Source organism: Deinococcus radiopugnans ATCC 19172 (assembly GCF_006335125.1).
Classification (GTDB): domain Bacteria; phylum Deinococcota; class Deinococci; order Deinococcales; family Deinococcaceae; genus Deinococcus; species Deinococcus radiopugnans.
Genome location: NZ_VDMO01000010.1, coordinates 115,678 through 131,809 on the forward strand (window position 1 = coordinate 115,678; position 16,132 = coordinate 131,809).

Below are 16,132 nucleotides of genomic sequence, written 5' to 3' on the forward strand. Positions count from 1 at the left end.
AACAGTCTAACGCGCGCCGCAAAGTCCTCTAGGCATCTGCCTCACGCTCGTCCCGCCTCCAGGGACGGGAACACGGCGACTCCGGGAGCGAGCCGTGCCGCGCTGTTGGCTTCAGCCCCAGCGCCGCCCCATCAGTTCCCACCTGCTCTCCCAGATGGCCGCCGGAATGGTGTCCGGATTCAGCAGACCCTGCAGGTCTCGCTCATTCAGCTCGGCGTACTCCCCCACGTCCAGGTTGCCCAGCCAGTAGCCGCCCACGCGGTAGCGCATCAGGCGACCCACCGGGTGGCCGATGGCTTCGAGCATGCGGCGCACCTGACGCTTGCGGCCCTCGCCCAGCGTGATGAACGCGCCGTCCGTTGCGGGCGTGGCGCTGATGGCGGTGGCCAGCCCGTCTTCCAGCATCACGCCTTTCAGCAACCGGTCCAGCTCGGCCTGGGTGGGAGGCGCCTCGCCGTGCGTCCACGCGCGGTAGGCCTTCTCGTGGCCGTAACGCGGGTGGGTCAGGGTCAGGGTCAGGTCACCGTCGGTGGTCAGCAGCAGCAGGCCCTCGGAGTCGCGGTCAAGACGTCCGATGGGGTGCAGGCCGGGCACGGGAGGCATGGCGTCCAGCACGTTCTTGCGCCCGTACTCGTCGCTGGCGGTGGTCACGTACCCGCGCGGCTTGTACAGCGCGTAGGTGACCTTTTGCACCGCGCCGGTGTCCAGCAACTGGCCGTCCAGCCGGATGTCGTCGGCGTCCGTAACCGTCTGCCCCAGGGCGGCCACCACGCCGTTCACCTGCACGCGGCCCGCCTTGATCAGTTCCTCGGCGGCGCGGCGCGAGGCCACCCCGGCGCGGGCCAGCCGCTTTTGCAATCTCTCGCCGCTCATGGCTCTACCCTAGCGGACGCGCGGCGGCGTGAGGGGGCCGCGAGAAGCGCAACCACGGCCAGCAGCAGCAGGGCGCCCGACAGCGCCAGCATCAGCGTCCGCACGGCGGGTGGCAGGGCGTCGCCGCGCAGGGCCGCGGGGAGCAGCGCAGCCACGGTCAGCAGGTTGCCCCCGGCCAGGCCGCCCACTTTGGCCCCGTCTGGCGCGAAGGCCGCCGCCACCTGAAACGCGCCCCAGGCCAGCATCAGGCCGCCGGCCACGCGCGGCAGCCACAGCGGCGAAACACCCAGCGTGGCCGCCAGCGTCGGCGGCAGGAAATACAACAGCAGCCCCAGCGGAATGAACAGCAGGGCGGTCAACCAGAACGAGGCACGCAGCACGTCCGGTAGTGTAGGGGGTTCAGGCTGGTGGGATGTGGGCAGCGGAAAAGACGTGCCAGCATGGCTGATGGGAAGAATGGAACGCTTCGTGGAGTACACTTTCGCGCCGTGGCCGGACGGGGAGTTGCTGGAAAAGGTTATCCCCTTTCGGATGCCGGGCATCACGCGGGTGGAACAAAAATTTAATGCTGATCCCGCGTTGCTGGTCGAAATTGGGGACATGGCTTACTCGGCGGGCGGCTCAACGGGCCGACATTTAGGTGAGGACGGCGAATGGCACGCCGATCCCAACGGTGCGCCCGGCAGGGTGCGCCTGATCTGGGACGGCTTCGATTCCACCATCTTCGCGCTGGAATGTTACGACGAGTTCTACTCGCGGCCCTACGCGCACGCCTACGCCTGGAAAAAGAACAGCGAGCGGCGCTTCCTGCACGAGATCATCAGTGAGCCGGACACCTGGATCATGGAGATTCTGGAGGACAACCCGGATACGGGCATGTTTCCGACGGGCGGCCAGCCAGTGGCCGCGCTGGACAGCTTTCTGGAACGCAATCCCAGCACGGGAAAACCCACAGGCCGCTTTTTCCCACCCGACGCACAGTTAAGCGACAGCGGGACTCATCCGATCTTCTTCAAGGCATCCGGCGCTTCGCTGACCCCAGAGGACGAGGCCGAAATCGAGCAACGTCGGGCCGAGATGCTGGCCGATCTGCTCGCTAAGCCGCGTTACCGCCATCTGTTCATCGCCTCGGACACGCACATGCTGGAGATCCTGTGCGCGGGGCTGCCCCGCTGGGAGTGGGTGGAGTAACCTCCGGTCACCCTCTACACTTTCCCCTATGCCCGTGATTGCCGTCGACAAACCGCTGCACCTGACCTCGCACGACGTGGTGAACCGTGCCCGCCGCGCCCGCAAGACCAAACGGGTGGGGCATACCGGCACCCTCGATCCGCTGGCGACGGGGGTGCTGGTGCTGGCGGTCGAGGGCAGCACCAAGGTGGTGCAGTTTATGGAGGCCGACAGCAAGGACTACCTGGCCTGGATCAGCCTGGGCGCAGGCACGCCGACGCTGGACGCCGAGGGGCCGGTGGATGAGACGGCAGATGTGCCGCCGCTGGACGGGGCGACGATACGCGCCGTCCTTACTGCGTTCACTGGCCCTCAGAAACAGATTCCACCGCAGTACAGCGCCATTCAGGTGGGCGGGCAGCGGGCCTACGCGGTGGCGCGGGCCGGGGGCGAGCTTGAGCTGCCTGCACGCGACGTGGTGATTCACTCGCTGGACTTGCTGGGCGTGTATGGCCGGGTGCAGGACGCACCGCGTACCTTTGACGCGCAGAGTTGGGCGCCAGCCGACACTGGCCTGACCTTCACGCTGCCCGACGCGCTGGGCGAGTTTCCCACCCTGCTGCTGCGCGCCAGCGTGGGCAGCGGCACCTATCTGCGCTCGCTGGCGCGGGATGTAGGCGCGGCCTTGGGCCTGCCCGCTCACCTCTCGGGTCTGGTGCGGACGCGGGTGGGGCGCTACAGCCTCGCGGACGCGGTGGCGTTGGAAGACTTAGAGGGAGCCACTGGCCTGAGCGATCTGAATGCCCTGGACTTTCCGCGCATTCAGGCGGACGCGGCGATGGCCTGCGAACTGCGCCGGGGCAAGCGGCCCCGGCGTTCAGAAGTGGGACGGTATGTGGTGACGCTCGGCGGCGAACTGGTGGCCGTGGTGGACGGCGACGGCGAGGGGTTGAAAGTGGTGCGGGCCTGGGCGTAAGAGGTTTCAGACCTGACTAAGCCGGAGCCACCTCCGCCCGCACCGCGCCGATTCCTTCAAGGCCGCCCGCGATCCGGATCAGCAATTCGTCCTGCAAGGCGGGTGCGATGAACTGAATGCCCACGGGCAGCCGCTTGCCGTCCACCTCCTCAAATCCGGCGGGCACGCTCAGGGCGGGCAGGCCCGCGAGGTTCACGGCCACGGTGTCCACGTCGGCAGCGTACATGGTCAGCGGATCGTTCATCTTCTCGCCCAGGCGGAAGGCCGGGAAGGGGCTGGTGGGCGTGACCAGCACGTCAAACTGGGCGAAGGCGGCGCTGAATTCATTGGCGATCAGGCGGCGCACGCGGGTGGCCTTGCTGTAGTAGGCGTCGTAATAGCCGCTGCTCAGGGCGTAGGTGCCGATCATGATGCGGCGCTGCACCTCGCGCCCGAAGCCGCGCTCACGGGTGCGGGTCATGCTGCCCAGCACATCGCCCCCTGGCTCCCGGCTGCCGTAGACCATGCCGTCGTAGCGGGCCAGATTGCTGCTGGCTTCCGGCATGGAGATCAGGTAGTAGGTGGCGATGGCGTGCCGCAGGGCAGGCAGGCTGACCTCGCCCACGCTGGCCCCCGCGCCGCGCAGGGCATCCAGGGTGGCGTCCAGCACCGCGCCCACGCCCGCCGTGTTGCCCCCCAGACTCTCGGTGACCACACCCACGCGCAGGCCGCGCAGATCCTCAGGGGTTCCGGCGACGAAGGCGGGCGGCGCGTCCAGGCTGGTGGCGTCGCGCCCATCGTGTCCGGCGATCACGTTCATGGTCAGCGCCAGATCGGCGGCGTGGCGGGCCAGCGGGCCGATCTGATCCAGGCTGCTGGCGTGGGCCACCAGTCCGTAGCGGCTGACCCGGCCATAGGTGGGCTTCAAACCGTACACCCCGCACAGCGCCGCAGGCTGGCGCACCGAGCCGCCCGTATCGCTGCCCAGACTGACGGAAGTCAGGCCCGCAGCCACCACCGCCGCGCTGCCGCTGCTGGTGCCGCCGGTGACCCGCGCCGTGTCCCATGGATTCAGTGTCGGGCCGTAAGCGCTGCTCTCGCCGGAACTGCCCATCGCGAATTCGTCCATGTTCGCCTTGCCCACGATCACTGCGCCTGCATCCACGAGGCGCTGCACGGCGGTGGCGGTGTAGGGGCTGACGTAGTGTTCCAGCATCCGGCTGCCGCAGGTGGTGCGCGTGCCCGTCAGGTTGAGGTTGTCCTTGACCACCACCGGCAGGCCGGCCAGCGGCAGCGTCTCGCCCGCCTGCAACCGCGCCTGCACCGCCGCCGCCTGCTCGCCGGCCCCACCGTTCAGGCTGATCAGGGCGTTCAGGGTGTTCGCCGCCTCGGCGCGGGCCAGGGCAGCCTCCAGCGCGGCGGCGGGCGTGGTTTCACCGGCCTGCACGGCGCGGACGAGTTCGGAAGCGGAGTGGGGGGCAGAGGACGGCAGCGACATACCGCGTCAGTGTAGCGGGGACCCTGGGGGCCGCCGCAACGTTACCGGGGTGGAGGAAGCCGGAACGTCAGGCGTCTATCGTCTCCCGTCTCCCCTGACCCCTCGGGCCGCCGACTATGGCCTCGGTCAGTGGCCGCCAGCAGCGACAGCGCGGCGCTTTTGCCCGTGCTGGCGGGACGTTCTGGACAATGCCAGCGGAACGCTCGGGAGTGTCGGGGCCTTGGCGAAAGATGAGATGTTTTATAGAGTTGAATAAGTGCAGGTGACATATAGTGCGAACATGCAGGCTGCGGGAGCGCCGAATTGGTCATTTGGCCTGCTGACGGACGTGGGTCGTCAGCGGCAGGGTGGGGTGAATCAGGACGCCGCGCTGGCGCTCGATCTGCCCCACGGCGGCCTGTTCGCGGTGGCCGACGGCATGGGAGGCCACGCGGCGGGCGAACTGGCCGCCACCCTGGCCCTGGACGCCCTGAGCCAGCACTACCTGGCCCGCCGCACCCCGCCGCCCATACGGCTGGCCGAGGCCGTGCAGGACGCCAACGTCGCGGTGCTGCGGCACGCGGTCGGCGAGTACGTGGGCATGGGGACCACCCTGATCGCCGCACTGATCGACCGGGGCGCGCTGCTGATCGCGCACGTGGGCGACTCGCGCGCCTACCTGCTGCGCGGCGGCGAACTGTTCCGCCTGACCGAGGACCATTCCTGGGTCAGCGAGCAGGTCCGCCTCGGCCACCTGACCGAGGAAGAGGCCAGGGAACACCAGTGGCGCAGCGTGGTCAGCAACGCGCTGGGCGGCGAGGAACGCGTGCGGCTGGAACTGTTCGGCCTGCGCCTGAGGGCCGGTGACCGGGTGATGCTGTGCAGCGACGGGCTGAGCAGCGTGGTCAAGGACACGGACCTGTTGAAGCTGCTGGTCCGGCCCCTGGCCCCAGACGCCACCGCCCGCCTGCTGGTCGACGCTGCCAACGACGCGGGTGGCCCGGACAACATCACCGTGCTGGTGATCGACGTCCGGCAGGACCTGAAACTTCCCATCTACGACCTGCCCCCCGCCCACCACGGGGGGCCGGATTACGTGGACGTGCTGCTCGGCACGCAGCGCGGCCCTGGCGCCTGGGGATCGTCCGGCGCCAGCGTCCACCTTCCAGCCGTCCCCCACCGGCATCCCGACGGATGAGGCGAATCGGGCGGGCCGGGCGCTGAAAACGCAGAACCGGCAGGACCGCGGCAGCACCTGAGAGAGACTCGGCCACCCGTCACGGACCTGACATCACCGCGTCCGTAGCCTCTGCACGGAGCGCACCCCGGCGTGGGGACAGGTATGCTCAGGGCATGAAAGACATGGTGCAGACCGCCGACGCCCCCGCCGCCATCGGCCCCTACAGCCAGGCCATCGTGTTTGGCAATCTGGTGGTGACCAGCGGCCAGATTCCGCTGACGCCGGACGGCCAGCTGGTGGGGGGCGGCATCGCCGAACAGACCGAACAGGTCATGCAGAACCTGCGCGCCGTGTTGCGGGCGGCAGGCACCGACATGGACCGCGTGGTCAAGACCACCGTATTCCTGGCCGACATGAACGAGTTTGCCGACATGAACACCGTCTACGAGCGTCATTTCCCGGCCCCGGCCCCAGCCCGCAGCACCGTGCAGGTGGCCCGCCTGCCCCGCGACGTGCGGGTGGAGATTGAGGTGCTGGCCGAGCTGCACTGAGGATTCAGCCCAGCCGAACAGCGGGAGCGGATGGCCGGGAGGATTGCCGCCTGACCAGCCGCTCCTCCCGTTTGAACTGTCGTGGCCGGCAGGCCAAGGCTCCCGCCCGTTTGTGCGTCAGCTCCCGACGCCCCGCCGTCCGGCGTGACATGCTGCGGCCAATGGTTGTCCTTCCCGTCCGCTTCGAGCGCAGCCCCCGCCTCCACCCCATGCTCAGCGAGGACACGTTCCCCGTGGGCACGCGGGTGGTCGTGCAGGGCAAGCGCGGGCCGGAAGTGGCCACCGTGCGCGGCGAGCCGGGGCAGGCGAAGAACAATGAGCGCTACGGCGCGGTGCTGCGGGCGGCCACGCCGGAGGACCTGGAACGCTGGGACAAGTTACACCGCACCGGCGAGGACCTGAAGTGGCTGCTGCGGGCGCGGGCGCGTGAGCGTGGGCTGGCGGTCAAGCTGGTGGCGGTGGAATTCACGCTGGACGAGAGTCTGGTCACGGTGAGTTACAGCGCCGACGAGCGCATCGAACTGACCGGCCTGATCGGCGAGGTGCGCGAACACACCAGCGCCCGCGTGAACTTTGCGGCCATCGGCCCGCGCGAGCAGGCGCAGATGATCGGCGCGCTGGGCGCGTGCGGGCGCGAGAACTGTTCCAGCCATCACCTGCAGGACTTCGCCCCGGTCAGCATCCGCATGGCGCGGGACCAGCAGCTGCCGCTGAACCCGGAAAAGCTGTCGGGGCCGTGTGGCCGGCTGCTGTGCTGCCTGCAGTTCGAGCACACCCAGTACCAGGACCTGCTGCGCGATCTGCCGCGCAAGAATGCCAAGGTCTGCCACACCGGCACGGGCGCGTGCGGCAAGGTCACCAAACTGCACCCGCTGGCCGGGACCGTGGACGTGTACAGCGACCAGGGCATGCTGCTGAACGTGCCGGCGGGCGAACTGCGCCGCGCCTCCGACAGCGACGGCAAGGGACCGGCAGGCAAACGCGGCGCCGACGCCCCGGACTGAGCGCACCCGCTGGAGGGCCACTAGGCCATATGGACAGCGGCGCACCGATGGTCAGCCGCTAGACTCCCCGGCATGACTGCACCACTGGACCGGGTTGAGAGCAAGCTGCAGATTTCCGAAGGCGCCGCGAACTGGGAAGCGTACTGCCCGCGCTATGAGGCGCTGCTGGGCGCCGAACTGACGGCGGCGGCCGTGCCAGCGTGGCTGCGGCGCTGGAGCGCCCTGGACGCCGAACTGGGCGAGGCCGGGGCCAAGCTGTCCACCCACGCGGACCTGCACACCGACGACGAGGCGGCGCAGGGGCGCTACCAGGCCTTCGTGGCCGGGGTGATGCCCCAGGCGGCCCGCACCGGGCAGGCGCTGACCGAGAAGCTGCTGGCGGTGCCGGACTACGCGCCCGCGCCGGATTTCGCCCTGAATTTCCGCCGCTTCCGTGACGCTGCCGCGCTGTTCCGCGAGGCCAATGTGGATCTGGAAGTCACGCACGAACAGCACAAGAACCGCCACTCGGTGATCACCGGCAACCAGAAGGTCACCCTGAACGGCCAGACCCTGACCATTCCCCAGGCCAGGCAGCACCTCGACAGCCCGGACCGCAAGGCGCGCGAGGACGCGTGGTGGGCGCTGACCGTCAGCAACATGGAGGTGGCCCCCGAGCTGGACGCGGTGATGCTGGACCTGATTCATACCCGGCAGCGGCTGGCCCGCAACGCCGACGAGGCCAACTACCGCGATTTCCGCTGGAAGCAGCTGGACCGCGTGGACTACACTCCCGCCGACTGCCGCGCCTTTCACGAGGCGGTGCGCGAGGAAGCCGTGCCGCTGGCGGGCGAGATCGTGCGCGGCGTCGCGCAGGCGCTGGGACTGGGCAGCGTGCGCCCCTGGGATTACAACCGCAACACCCTGCTGGACCCGTCGGGCCGGGAGCCGCTGCGGCCGTTCACGACGGGCGAGGAATTGCAGGCCGTGGCGCAGACCGCCTTCGCGGGTGTGGACGCCGACTTGGCCGCCCGCTTCGGGCAGATGCGCGAGGGCGGGCTGCTGGACCTGGAATCGCGCCCTGGCAAGATGACGCACGCCTACTGCCAGTACTTCCCGGTCAACAACGAGCCCTTCGTGCTGATGAACGTGGTGGGCAGCGCCGAGGACCTGCGGGTGCTGTTTCACGAGGTGGGCCACGCCTTCCACGGCTTTTACAGCGGCGACGCCCAGCCGCTGCTGTGGAACCGCTGGAGTCCCATCGAGTTCGTGGAAATTCCCAGCATGGCGATGGAATTCCTGACCCTGGACCACTTGGGCCACGTGTTTGACGACGAGGAGCTGACCCGCTACCGCCGCAACCAGTTGCAGGGCGTGGTGACCTTCCTGCCGTGGGCCGCGCAGATGGACGCCTTTCAACACTGGCTGTACGCCGAGGCGCCGGAGGACGTGGGCATCGCCGAACTGGACGCCCGATGGCTGGAACTGGACAAGACCTTTCATCCGTTTATCGACTGGGACGGCCTCGACGAGGGCGTGCGGGCCAAGGGCTGGCAGTACTACCACATTTTTCAGGTGCCGTTCTATTACATCGAGTACGCCATGTGCTATCTGGCGGCGGTGGCCCTCTGGCGCGGGGCCAGGAACGACGCGGCGGGGGCGCTGGAGCGCTACAAGGCGGCGCTGCGCCTGGGCAACGCGGCGGGCGTGCCGGAGCTGTACCGCGCAGCGGGCGTGGAGTTCCGCTTTGACCGCGAGTACATCCGGGGATTGATGGAGTTTCTCAAAGAGCAACTGAAGTAGGGTGGCCCGGAGACGCAGGGGCGACCCGCCGCCGTCCTCCCCGCTGCCGCCGCACGGTTGCCCGGTGCCGTTCCCCAGACGCCATCTCGGGGCACAATGGAGTGAGATGCAGTCCGCCACCCTCCTCACCCTCGCGCTGGGTCTCAGCCTGACCGTCCCCGGCCCGGCGGCCGCTCAGGCGACGCCGCCGAAGCCCCCCTCTGCCCCGCCGCCCGCCGCCTGCACCCTGCCCGCCGGGCCACTGCCGGCGCTCACGCGGGCGGTCTTCGTGCTGGACACCAGCGGCAGCATGCGCGGCATCGGCGACGGTCAGGCCGACATCTTCGGGCAGGTGCGAACCGAACTGAATCGCTACGTGCGGGTCACGCGGCCTGACCGGGTGGAGCTGCTGACCTTCGACGCCGGGCTGAGGACGCGCCGCGGCTTTGACCGTCCCGCAGGAACGGCGCAGTGGAACACCGCCCTTCAGGGCCTGCGGGCCGACGGCAACAACACCTACCTGTACCGCAGCCTGCGCGCCGCTCTTGAGCCCCTGACCGGGGGCACGCAGTACGTGACCACCGTGTTCGTGCTGACCGACGGCATCGACAACGACACGGCGCGCTCCTTCACGGCGGCCCAGGCGCTGGCGGCCTTCAGGGAGCGCGGCCCCTTTGACCGGCTGCATTACGTGGCGCTGGGCACCGGGATTCCCGCCGAGGCCCGCCAGGCGCTAGCCGCCAGCACCTACGCTGACGGCCTGACCGTGCCGCTGGGTCAGGTGCCGCGGCTGGACGGCCCCGGCCTGGGCAGCGGCCTGTTGCGCGTGGAGGACGCGGCGGCGCTGCGCGTGCCGCTGGCCGACGGCACGCGGGTGACGCTGGCCACCCCGGACGCCCGCACGCTGCGGCTGGCCGAGGACGTGGTGGCCGGCGGTCAGGTGCGGCTGCAGCAGACTGGCCGGGTGCCCTACGGCGCGGCGGCGGTGCTGTGTGCGCCGCGCACGACGGCGCCCGGCCGCGTGGCCCCCCGGCCCCAGCGCCTGCTGCTGCGCCTGAACCTGCAGTCGCCCGTGACCCTGCTGAACCCCGGCGCGGACCGGGCGCTGGCCCGGGGCGAGGACACCGTGCTGCGCTACCGGGCCACGCCCGGCGTGGCGGTAGGCGGCCTGACGCTGGGCGCCCTGCCAGCGGGCCTCGTAGCGGTGGTGTCTCATCTGCCCGGCGCGCGGGACTTCTCGGTCCGGTTGACCAACCGCTCGCTGAATCCAGGGCAGACGGTCACGCCGCTGCTGCGTCTGCCCGGCGCTGGGGAAATCCGGTTGCCTGCCGTTCAGGGCCGCGCGGGAGGCCGCACCCCCTACGCCGCCGCCGCTGTCAAGGCCGCGCCGAAAGCATCCGGCCCCACGCCCACGCCGCGGCCAACGCCGCCCCAGCAGGGGCCTGCCGGGCGCTGGAGGGACGCTCCAGCGTGGCTGTGGGCGCTGGTGTTGCTGGTCCTGGCCGGCGGCGTGTTCGTCTGGGCGCGGGCGCGGCAGGGCCGGTCTGCGGGGGCTGGCGGGGGGTGGCGGCCTCTGCGCCGGTCCGCGGCAGGGGCCAGCACGCGCCCGAGACCTGCCCTGAGACCCGCCCCGATTCCGCGTGACGAGCCGCCGGCTGTGGAGGGAATCGAGTACGGTGCGGGCCGCGTCCTGTCGCTGGTGGCGGCGGGCGGCGAGGTGACTCCTGTGCCGATCCCGCTGGGCGGTCCCTTCGATCTGGGGCAACTGGCGCGCGTGCCGCACCTGAGCGGCCTGCGCGCCGAGCAGCACCGCGACGGCCTCAGGATCCTGCGGGTGCCGGCCGATCTGGAAGTGAGCCAGGGCGCGCGGCTGGTGGAGGCCGGGGACGTGGTGCGCCCCGGCGCCCTGCTGGGCGTCGCTGTAGGCCGCGCGGGCCGCGCCCCGCACCCTCCGCTGGGCACCCTGGCCGGGCTGGGACTGCCCCTGACCCTGCGCCACGAGTCCCTGCGCCACGACGCCGCCAACGTGCGGGCCGCCGGCCCCTACGGCCAGCACACCGTGACCCTGCCCGCAGGCCAGAGCGATCTGGGCACCGCTTTCGGCGCGCCGGCGCTGGGCGGGCTGAAGGTGACCCTCAGCGGTCCCAACGTCCTGCTGGTGGAGGTGCCGCGGGGCCTGCGCCTGCGCCGCAGCGGCGAGACGGCCCCGCTGCAGCCGGGCAGCTACCTGCCGGACCTGACCCTGGTGGACCTGCCCGACGAGCCCTGAAGGCCGCCCAAGCCGGCTCCGGCGAGAGCCGATCTCCAGTGACAGTCGTGTGGTCTGCCGCCACGCTACGCTACGCGGCATATGGAACTGCTCCGCGCCATCCACGGCTACCAGTTCGGCTCCGCGCTGGCCCTGCTGTTTCCCACGCCCTACGCCCTGTCCACGCTGATTCTGCTGGTCTGGAGCCTGGCCCCGGCCATCAAGGGCACCGTCAGCCGCTCGTTTGTGGTGTGGTTGCGCGTGGTCTGGGTGCTGACCCTGATTCCGGTGGCCACCGGCGTGATCCTGGCCCTGGGCGGCGCCAAGGTGCCCAGCGCGGTTAATGTGGGCGGCGGCCTGAGCAAGTACGGCCTGCCCTACGATCCCAGCCGCGACCTGGAACACTGGATGTACTCGGCCTTCGCGCTGCTCAGCCTGTACGTGATCGAGGTGCTGGTGCGGGGCCGCATGATCGAGCACCGCACCGGCCTGAAGTTTCTGCCCGTCGCCACCCTGTTCCTGTACGGCGTGGCGTACATGATCGGGCGGGTGGCGGTGTTGCCGGGCAGTACGCCGGGCACCTGAACGGCCAGGCTGCGGGGCTGAGTGCCAGCAGAGGGCAAGGCCACTCGGTCCTGCGCCCGTCCTGTGCCCCGCGTCAGACCTCTGGTTTCGATCAGCCCTGCTCATCCGCCCATCCCGCCGATGTGTTCATCTGGGACGCCTATGTCGTCCCGTTATCTTTTCTTAATCTTTTTGCTGCTGATCGGCCCGGCCCACGCGGCTTCCGGCACGGTCACGGTGCGTTCCGGCGACACGCTGTACAAAATTGCCACGCGTGCGGGCCTGAGCGTGGCGCAGCTCAAGGCCTCCAACAGCCTGAAGAGTGACACCATCCGGCCAGGGCAGGTTCTGAAGTTGAGCCGGGTGGCGGCCCTTCCCGCCGCGCCCGCCCACGCGACGGCTGCGGCCCCCGCCGCCGTGACCTACACCGTCCAGCGCGGTGACTTTCTGAGCAAGATCGCCGCAAAATACGGCGTCAGCGTGGGCGCATTGCAAGCAGCCAATAACATCAACGGTACACTGATCTCGCCGGGACAGCGCCTGAAGATCCCGGCGCGCGGCGCGGCCCCCGCTCCTCGCCCCACCACCGAGGTGCGGACGCTGTACACCTACATCCATGTGAATGCCGGGGACACGGCGGCCAGCATCGCCCGCAAGTACCGCGTCAGCGTGGACAAGCTGCGCCGACTGAACGGTCTGAGCAGCTACAAATACATCGTGCCGGGGCGCAAGGTGCTGGTGCCGTCGCACATCCCGGTGCCGATTCCGCCCAGACCGCAGGGCCGCGCGGCCAGCCACAAGCAACTGCGTCCGCTGAATATTCCGGTGCAGATCGTCAACGTGGACCTGCGCTACCGCGACGTGCTGATCGCGCCCGTGCTGCCCGGCGGCGGCCTGCGCTTCGGCTCTGGCGCGCGGATCAGCCAGCTGGCCCGGTCCAGCGGCGCGCAGGCGATCATCAACGGCTCGTATTTTCATCCGCACAGTTACGCCCCGGCCGGGGACATCGTGATGCAGGGCCGCATGCTGACCTGGGGCCGTATTCCGCAGGCGCTGGCGATCACCCCTGACAACCGCGCCGCCATCCGCCCCAGCACCACCGGGCTGCTGCGCGTGCCGCTGGACAGCGCGTGGCAGGGCATGGAAACCGTGATCGCCACCGGGCCGCGCATTCTGATGGGGGGCCGGGTACAGTTCCAGTACAGCAGCGCCTTCCGCGATCCGGCGCTTTTTGGCCGCGCCGCCCGCAGCGCCATCGGACTGGTCAGCAACCGCGACCTGGTGATGGTCAGCACCAAGTCGCGCCTGACCACCACCGAGATGGCCAAGGTGATGGCCCGCCTGGGCGTCCGGGACGCCCTGCTGCTGGACGGCGGCAGCTCCACCGGCCTGGCCTGGAACGGCAAGCCCGTGCTGGACAGCGTCCGCAAGGTCAGCTACGGCATCGGCGTGTTCACCGAATACACCGGGCGGCGTTACATCCGCTGACGGGCAGCCCGGCGTGCCCTCCGCTGCCAGAACCTTCAGCGTCCAGCCATCCGCTTTGCGCGTCTTGCTTTAGCATGGCGGGATGACCCTTTCCCGTCTCCCTTTCTCCCGGTTCCCGGCATGAAGCCCGAACAGGTGCAGTCCCAGATCACCCGCGTCCTCAGCGAGGCCATTTCAGGCCTGCGTGACCCGCGTGTGCCGCTGATCGTGACCGTCGAGCGCGTGACCCTGACCCCCGATTTCAGCCTGGCGCGGGTGTATATCAGCGCGCTGGGGGCCGACATGCCCGACCTGCTCGAAGCCCTGGACCACGCCCGAGGCCACCTGCAACGGCAGGTCGCGCAGCAGGTGCGCCTGCGCCGCACACCCACGCTGGAATTCCGCGCCGCCGAGGACAACCGGTTGTGAGCGTGGCCGTGCACACCAGCATCCGCGTGCGCTACGCCGAGACCGACATGATGGGCGTCGTCCACCACGCCACCTACCCGGTGTGGTTCGAGGTGGGCCGCACGGACCTGATGCGCGCCCTCGGCCTGCCCTACACCGAGATCGAGGCGCGCGGCTATTACCTGATGCTCTCGGGCCTGAATGTGGAGTACCGCCGCGCCGCCCGCTACGACGACGACCTGACCGTGACCACCCGGATCTCGGCCCTTCGCAGCCGCACCGTGACCTTTACCTACGAGGTTCGGCGCGGCGAGGAACTGGTGGCGACCGGCGAGACCCGCCACATCGCCACCGACAAGGCCTACCGCCCGGCCCGCATGCCAGATGATGTGATCGCGGCGCTGGGCGGCTGAGCCACCTCATACGGACACCGATTGAAAGGTGTTGGATGGAAAGGTGTTGGAAACATCTGAAGATCCGAGCGGACTTGCAAAGCTGCGAAGCAGAGCGAGAAAGAGAAAAACGTCCCCCCGGACGTGGAGTGTAGGAACCAGCGCTCTCCCGGTTCCTACACGAAACAAGCGGAATCCGTATCAGTCCAGATAGTCGCGCGCCCGCAGGTGGCTGGCGCGCAGGTTGAAGCGTTCGGCGTACCTGACCCCGGCCAGACGGCCCGCGCCTGCCCGGCCCTCGCGGAACAGCTCGTCGGTCCACTGCCACTTGTAGAAGTCGCGGTAATACGAGGCGATGGCGGCGGCGGTCTCCAGCGTGTCCGAGATGTCCACGAAGACCTCGGGGTAGGGGCTGGCCGGGGCGTAGTACTGGTAGAAGCGGATCGGATCGCGCCACGCCGAGAGGCGACGCACGTCCTCGCCACTCTTCACATCAACACTGCCCACCGCGTCGTCGCCGCTCAGATCAGGGGCCGGGGGCATGGCCTGACCGCCGCCCCGCTCGCCCACGATCTTGGGAATGCGCGCCAGCGTGATGGCGTCGAAGGCGATCTTGGCGGTCATGCGGTGATCGGGGTGCGGGTGATCGTCGCTCCAGGTGATCACGGCGTTGGGGCGGAACGTGGCGTACAGTTTGGCGAGTTGCAGGGCCTCGTCACGGCCTCCGGTCATGCGGCTGTCGCCCATGTCGAAGAAGTGGTACTGGGCGCCAATCTTGTCGGCCACCCACGCGCCGTGCTCGCGCCGGATGCGGGTGACCTCCTCGTGCGAGGTGTCGCCGAACTGGCTGGCGAGTTCACCCAGCGTCGTCCAGACCAGCATGATCTCGTCGCCGCGCGCCGCGTGCTTCGCCAGCGTTCCGGCGCAACCGATCTCGTCGTCGGGGTGGGCAAACACAGCCATGATTCGCATGGGCCACAGGATAGACCCATCGCGCGGGCTGGGCCGCCCATCCGGAGTCCGGCTCAGCGCACGAAGCGGATGCTCAGCGGGTAGTGGTACGGCTGCCCGGAGCTGACCCGCACCACCGCCACGATCATGAAAATGAACGGGATGAGGCTCAGCAGCAGCAGCAGCGGCACGAAGAACACGAAAAAGGCCGCGAAGGTGCCCAGGAAGGCGAAGGCCCCCAGATCCTGCGCGCCGGCCGCCGCGCCCAGCGCCCCGCCGATCAGCCCCAGGCTGAACAGGATGAAGGCCAGCACGCCGATCACGACGCCGTAGACCCACATGCTCAGCTGGAAGTTCAGCGCCTCCTTGCCCTGCTGATCCAGCGCGGGGCTGCGGTCGCGCAGGGCCAGCCACGCCACCAGCGGCCCCAGCACGTTGCCCAGCGTGGGCAGCAGAAAGCCCGCCAGCGGCGACAGGTGCGTGAGCACCGCCGGGGTGCGGTCGGCTTCGGGAATGGCGAGGGCTGTGCGGCTCATGCTTGACAGTACGCGGCCCGGCTGCCTACAGTTCCGGACGTGACGCGCCCCCGCTCCTCTTTTCCCAAAACTGCCGCCCGCAAGGCGCAGGACAAGGCGCGCGATCTGCTGCCGCTACAAGCTGGCATTCAGCCTCAGACGCCGGTGGCGGGCAACGTGGTGGAACTGTTCAGCGACGGTGCCTGCGACACGACGGCCGGGCACGGCGGCTGGGCCTGCATCCTGCGCGCCGGCGAACATGAGCTGGTGTTGTCGGGCCACGAGGCGGACACCACCAACAACCGCATGGAGTTGCGCGGCCTGCTGGAAGGCCTGCAGAGCCTCAAGCGCCCGTGTCAGGTGCGCGTGATCACCGACAGCCAGTACCTGCGCAAGGCGTTTACCGACGGCTGGATTCTGAACTGGCAGCGCAACGGCTGGAAAACCGCCAGCCGGGAACCGGTGAAAAATCAGGACTTGTGGGAGGCGCTGATTGAGCAGGCCCGAACCCACGCCCTGACCTTCGTGTGGGTCAAGGGTCACGCCGGGCACGGGGAGAACGAGCGGGTGGACGAACTGGCCGTGCAGGAGCGCAAGAAACTGCGGGCCAGATGAG

General features: G+C 69.4%; 17 protein-coding genes. 12 read left to right on the top strand and 5 right to left on the bottom strand.

What is annotated here, in order from left to right; all coding sequences use genetic code 11:
* Positions 1 to 111 precede the first annotated feature (111 nt).
* Both FHR04_RS10865 and FHR04_RS10870 read right to left on the bottom strand, forming a co-directional pair.
* Complete coding sequence (locus tag FHR04_RS10865) at positions 112 to 873, bottom strand: pseudouridine synthase (RefSeq protein WP_139403228.1); 762 nt, start codon at positions 871 to 873, stop codon at positions 112 to 114.
* Positions 870 to 1,253, bottom strand: a complete 384-nt coding sequence (locus FHR04_RS10870) for a hypothetical protein (RefSeq protein ID WP_139403232.1) — start codon at positions 1,251 to 1,253, stop codon at positions 870 to 872. The genes FHR04_RS10865 and FHR04_RS10870 overlap by 4 nt, the downstream gene beginning before the upstream one ends.
* A 67-nt stretch (positions 1,254 to 1,320) precedes the next feature.
* Here FHR04_RS10870 and FHR04_RS20980 point away from each other — a divergent pair, with 67 nt between their 5' ends.
* On the top strand, positions 1,321 to 2,064 hold the full coding sequence (locus FHR04_RS20980) for a hypothetical protein (RefSeq protein ID WP_170213925.1): 744 nt from the start codon (positions 1,321 to 1,323) through the stop codon (positions 2,062 to 2,064).
* Between the two features lie 28 nt (positions 2,065 to 2,092).
* Positions 2,093 to 3,019 (top strand): tRNA pseudouridine(55) synthase TruB, encoded by a 927-nt coding sequence (truB, locus tag FHR04_RS10880; protein ID WP_139403235.1) that lies wholly within the window; start codon positions 2,093 to 2,095, stop codon positions 3,017 to 3,019.
* Positions 3,020 to 3,035: 16 nt separating this feature from the next.
* Here the strand turns inward: truB and gatA are convergent, their stop codons facing one another.
* Entirely contained in the window at positions 3,036 to 4,496 is a 1,461-nt protein-coding gene (gatA, locus tag FHR04_RS10885) for an Asp-tRNA(Asn)/Glu-tRNA(Gln) amidotransferase subunit GatA (protein ID WP_139403238.1), read from the bottom strand.
* Between the two features lie 280 nt (positions 4,497 to 4,776).
* On the opposite strand from gatA, the gene FHR04_RS10890 reads away from it, so the two are divergent.
* The 9 genes from FHR04_RS10890 (at position 4,777) to FHR04_RS10930 (ending at position 14,071) form a co-directional block, all read left to right on the top strand.
* Positions 4,777 to 5,673 carry a PP2C family protein-serine/threonine phosphatase gene (locus FHR04_RS10890; protein ID WP_139403240.1) on the top strand — a complete coding sequence of 299 codons (897 nt, stop codon included), beginning with the start codon at positions 4,777 to 4,779 and terminating at the stop codon, positions 5,671 to 5,673.
* Positions 5,674 to 5,828: 155 nt separating this feature from the next.
* Positions 5,829 to 6,206: a RidA family protein gene (locus tag FHR04_RS10895; protein WP_139403243.1), complete on the top strand. Its 378-nt coding sequence runs from the start codon at positions 5,829 to 5,831 to the stop codon at positions 6,204 to 6,206.
* Positions 6,207 to 6,367: 161 nt separating this feature from the next.
* Positions 6,368 to 7,210 carry a PSP1 domain-containing protein gene (locus tag FHR04_RS10900; protein ID WP_039682949.1) on the top strand — a complete coding sequence of 281 codons (843 nt, stop codon included), beginning with the start codon at positions 6,368 to 6,370 and terminating at the stop codon, positions 7,208 to 7,210.
* 72 nt (positions 7,211 to 7,282) lie between these two features.
* On the top strand, positions 7,283 to 8,992 hold the full coding sequence (locus FHR04_RS10905) for a M3 family oligoendopeptidase (protein ID WP_139403246.1): 1,710 nt from the start codon (positions 7,283 to 7,285) through the stop codon (positions 8,990 to 8,992).
* Between the two features lie 106 nt (positions 8,993 to 9,098).
* A complete protein-coding gene (locus FHR04_RS10910) occupies positions 9,099 to 11,240 on the top strand; it encodes a vWA domain-containing protein (protein ID WP_139403249.1) in 2,142 nt (713 codons plus the stop codon).
* Between the two features lie 81 nt (positions 11,241 to 11,321).
* Positions 11,322 to 11,804 (top strand): hypothetical protein, encoded by a 483-nt coding sequence (locus FHR04_RS10915; protein WP_139403252.1) that lies wholly within the window; start codon positions 11,322 to 11,324, stop codon positions 11,802 to 11,804.
* Positions 11,805 to 11,945: 141 nt separating this feature from the next.
* On the top strand, positions 11,946 to 13,271 hold the full coding sequence (locus FHR04_RS10920; RefSeq protein ID WP_139403255.1) for a LysM peptidoglycan-binding domain-containing protein: 1,326 nt from the start codon (positions 11,946 to 11,948) through the stop codon (positions 13,269 to 13,271).
* A gap of 120 nt (positions 13,272 to 13,391) precedes the next feature.
* Positions 13,392 to 13,679, top strand: a complete 288-nt coding sequence (gene rbfA / locus FHR04_RS10925; protein ID WP_139403258.1) for a 30S ribosome-binding factor RbfA — start codon at positions 13,392 to 13,394, stop codon at positions 13,677 to 13,679.
* A gap of 2 nt (positions 13,680 to 13,681) precedes the next feature.
* On the top strand, positions 13,682 to 14,071 hold the full coding sequence (locus FHR04_RS10930) for an acyl-CoA thioesterase (protein ID WP_276341380.1): 390 nt from the start codon (positions 13,682 to 13,684) through the stop codon (positions 14,069 to 14,071).
* A 180-nt stretch (positions 14,072 to 14,251) separates the two neighbouring features.
* Here the strand turns inward: FHR04_RS10930 and FHR04_RS10935 are convergent, their stop codons facing one another.
* Both FHR04_RS10935 and FHR04_RS10940 read right to left on the bottom strand, forming a co-directional pair.
* Entirely contained in the window at positions 14,252 to 15,022 is a 771-nt protein-coding gene (locus FHR04_RS10935) for a PIG-L deacetylase family protein (RefSeq protein ID WP_139403260.1), read from the bottom strand.
* 53 nt (positions 15,023 to 15,075) lie between these two features.
* A complete protein-coding gene (locus FHR04_RS10940; RefSeq protein ID WP_139403263.1) occupies positions 15,076 to 15,537 on the bottom strand; it encodes a DUF4870 domain-containing protein in 462 nt (153 codons plus the stop codon).
* Positions 15,538 to 15,576: 39 nt separating this feature from the next.
* Here FHR04_RS10940 and rnhA point away from each other — a divergent pair, with 39 nt between their 5' ends.
* Complete coding sequence (rnhA, locus tag FHR04_RS10945; protein ID WP_039682932.1) at positions 15,577 to 16,131, top strand: ribonuclease HI; 555 nt, start codon at positions 15,577 to 15,579, stop codon at positions 16,129 to 16,131.
* The last annotated feature ends 1 nt before the right edge of the window (position 16,132 follow it).

Excerpts from the sequence above, each read along its gene's own strand:
- FHR04_RS10915 (WP_139403252.1), top strand. The coding sequence starts at position 11,322 with ATGGAACTGCTCCGCGCCATCCACGGCTACCAGTTCGGCTCCGCGCTG.
- FHR04_RS10890 (WP_139403240.1), top strand. The coding sequence starts at position 4,777 with ATGCAGGCTGCGGGAGCGCCGAATTGGTCATTTGGCCTGCTGACGGAC.
- FHR04_RS10900 (WP_039682949.1), top strand. The coding sequence starts at position 6,368 with ATGGTTGTCCTTCCCGTCCGCTTCGAGCGCAGCCCCCGCCTCCACCCC.
- FHR04_RS10940 (WP_139403263.1), bottom strand. The coding sequence starts at position 15,537 with ATGAGCCGCACAGCCCTCGCCATTCCCGAAGCCGACCGCACCCCGGCG.
- FHR04_RS10935 (WP_139403260.1), bottom strand. The coding sequence starts at position 15,022 with ATGCGAATCATGGCTGTGTTTGCCCACCCCGACGACGAGATCGGTTGC.
- FHR04_RS10895 (WP_139403243.1), top strand. The coding sequence starts at position 5,829 with ATGAAAGACATGGTGCAGACCGCCGACGCCCCCGCCGCCATCGGCCCC.
- FHR04_RS10920 (WP_139403255.1), top strand. The coding sequence starts at position 11,946 with ATGTCGTCCCGTTATCTTTTCTTAATCTTTTTGCTGCTGATCGGCCCG.
- FHR04_RS10865 (WP_139403228.1), bottom strand. The coding sequence starts at position 873 with ATGAGCGGCGAGAGATTGCAAAAGCGGCTGGCCCGCGCCGGGGTGGCC.
- gatA (WP_139403238.1), bottom strand. The coding sequence starts at position 4,496 with ATGTCGCTGCCGTCCTCTGCCCCCCACTCCGCTTCCGAACTCGTCCGC.
- truB (WP_139403235.1), top strand. The coding sequence starts at position 2,093 with ATGCCCGTGATTGCCGTCGACAAACCGCTGCACCTGACCTCGCACGAC.
- rbfA (WP_139403258.1), top strand. The coding sequence starts at position 13,392 with ATGAAGCCCGAACAGGTGCAGTCCCAGATCACCCGCGTCCTCAGCGAG.
- FHR04_RS10905 (WP_139403246.1), top strand. The coding sequence starts at position 7,283 with ATGACTGCACCACTGGACCGGGTTGAGAGCAAGCTGCAGATTTCCGAA.
- FHR04_RS10910 (WP_139403249.1), top strand. The coding sequence starts at position 9,099 with ATGCAGTCCGCCACCCTCCTCACCCTCGCGCTGGGTCTCAGCCTGACC.
- FHR04_RS20980 (WP_170213925.1), top strand. The coding sequence starts at position 1,321 with ATGGGAAGAATGGAACGCTTCGTGGAGTACACTTTCGCGCCGTGGCCG.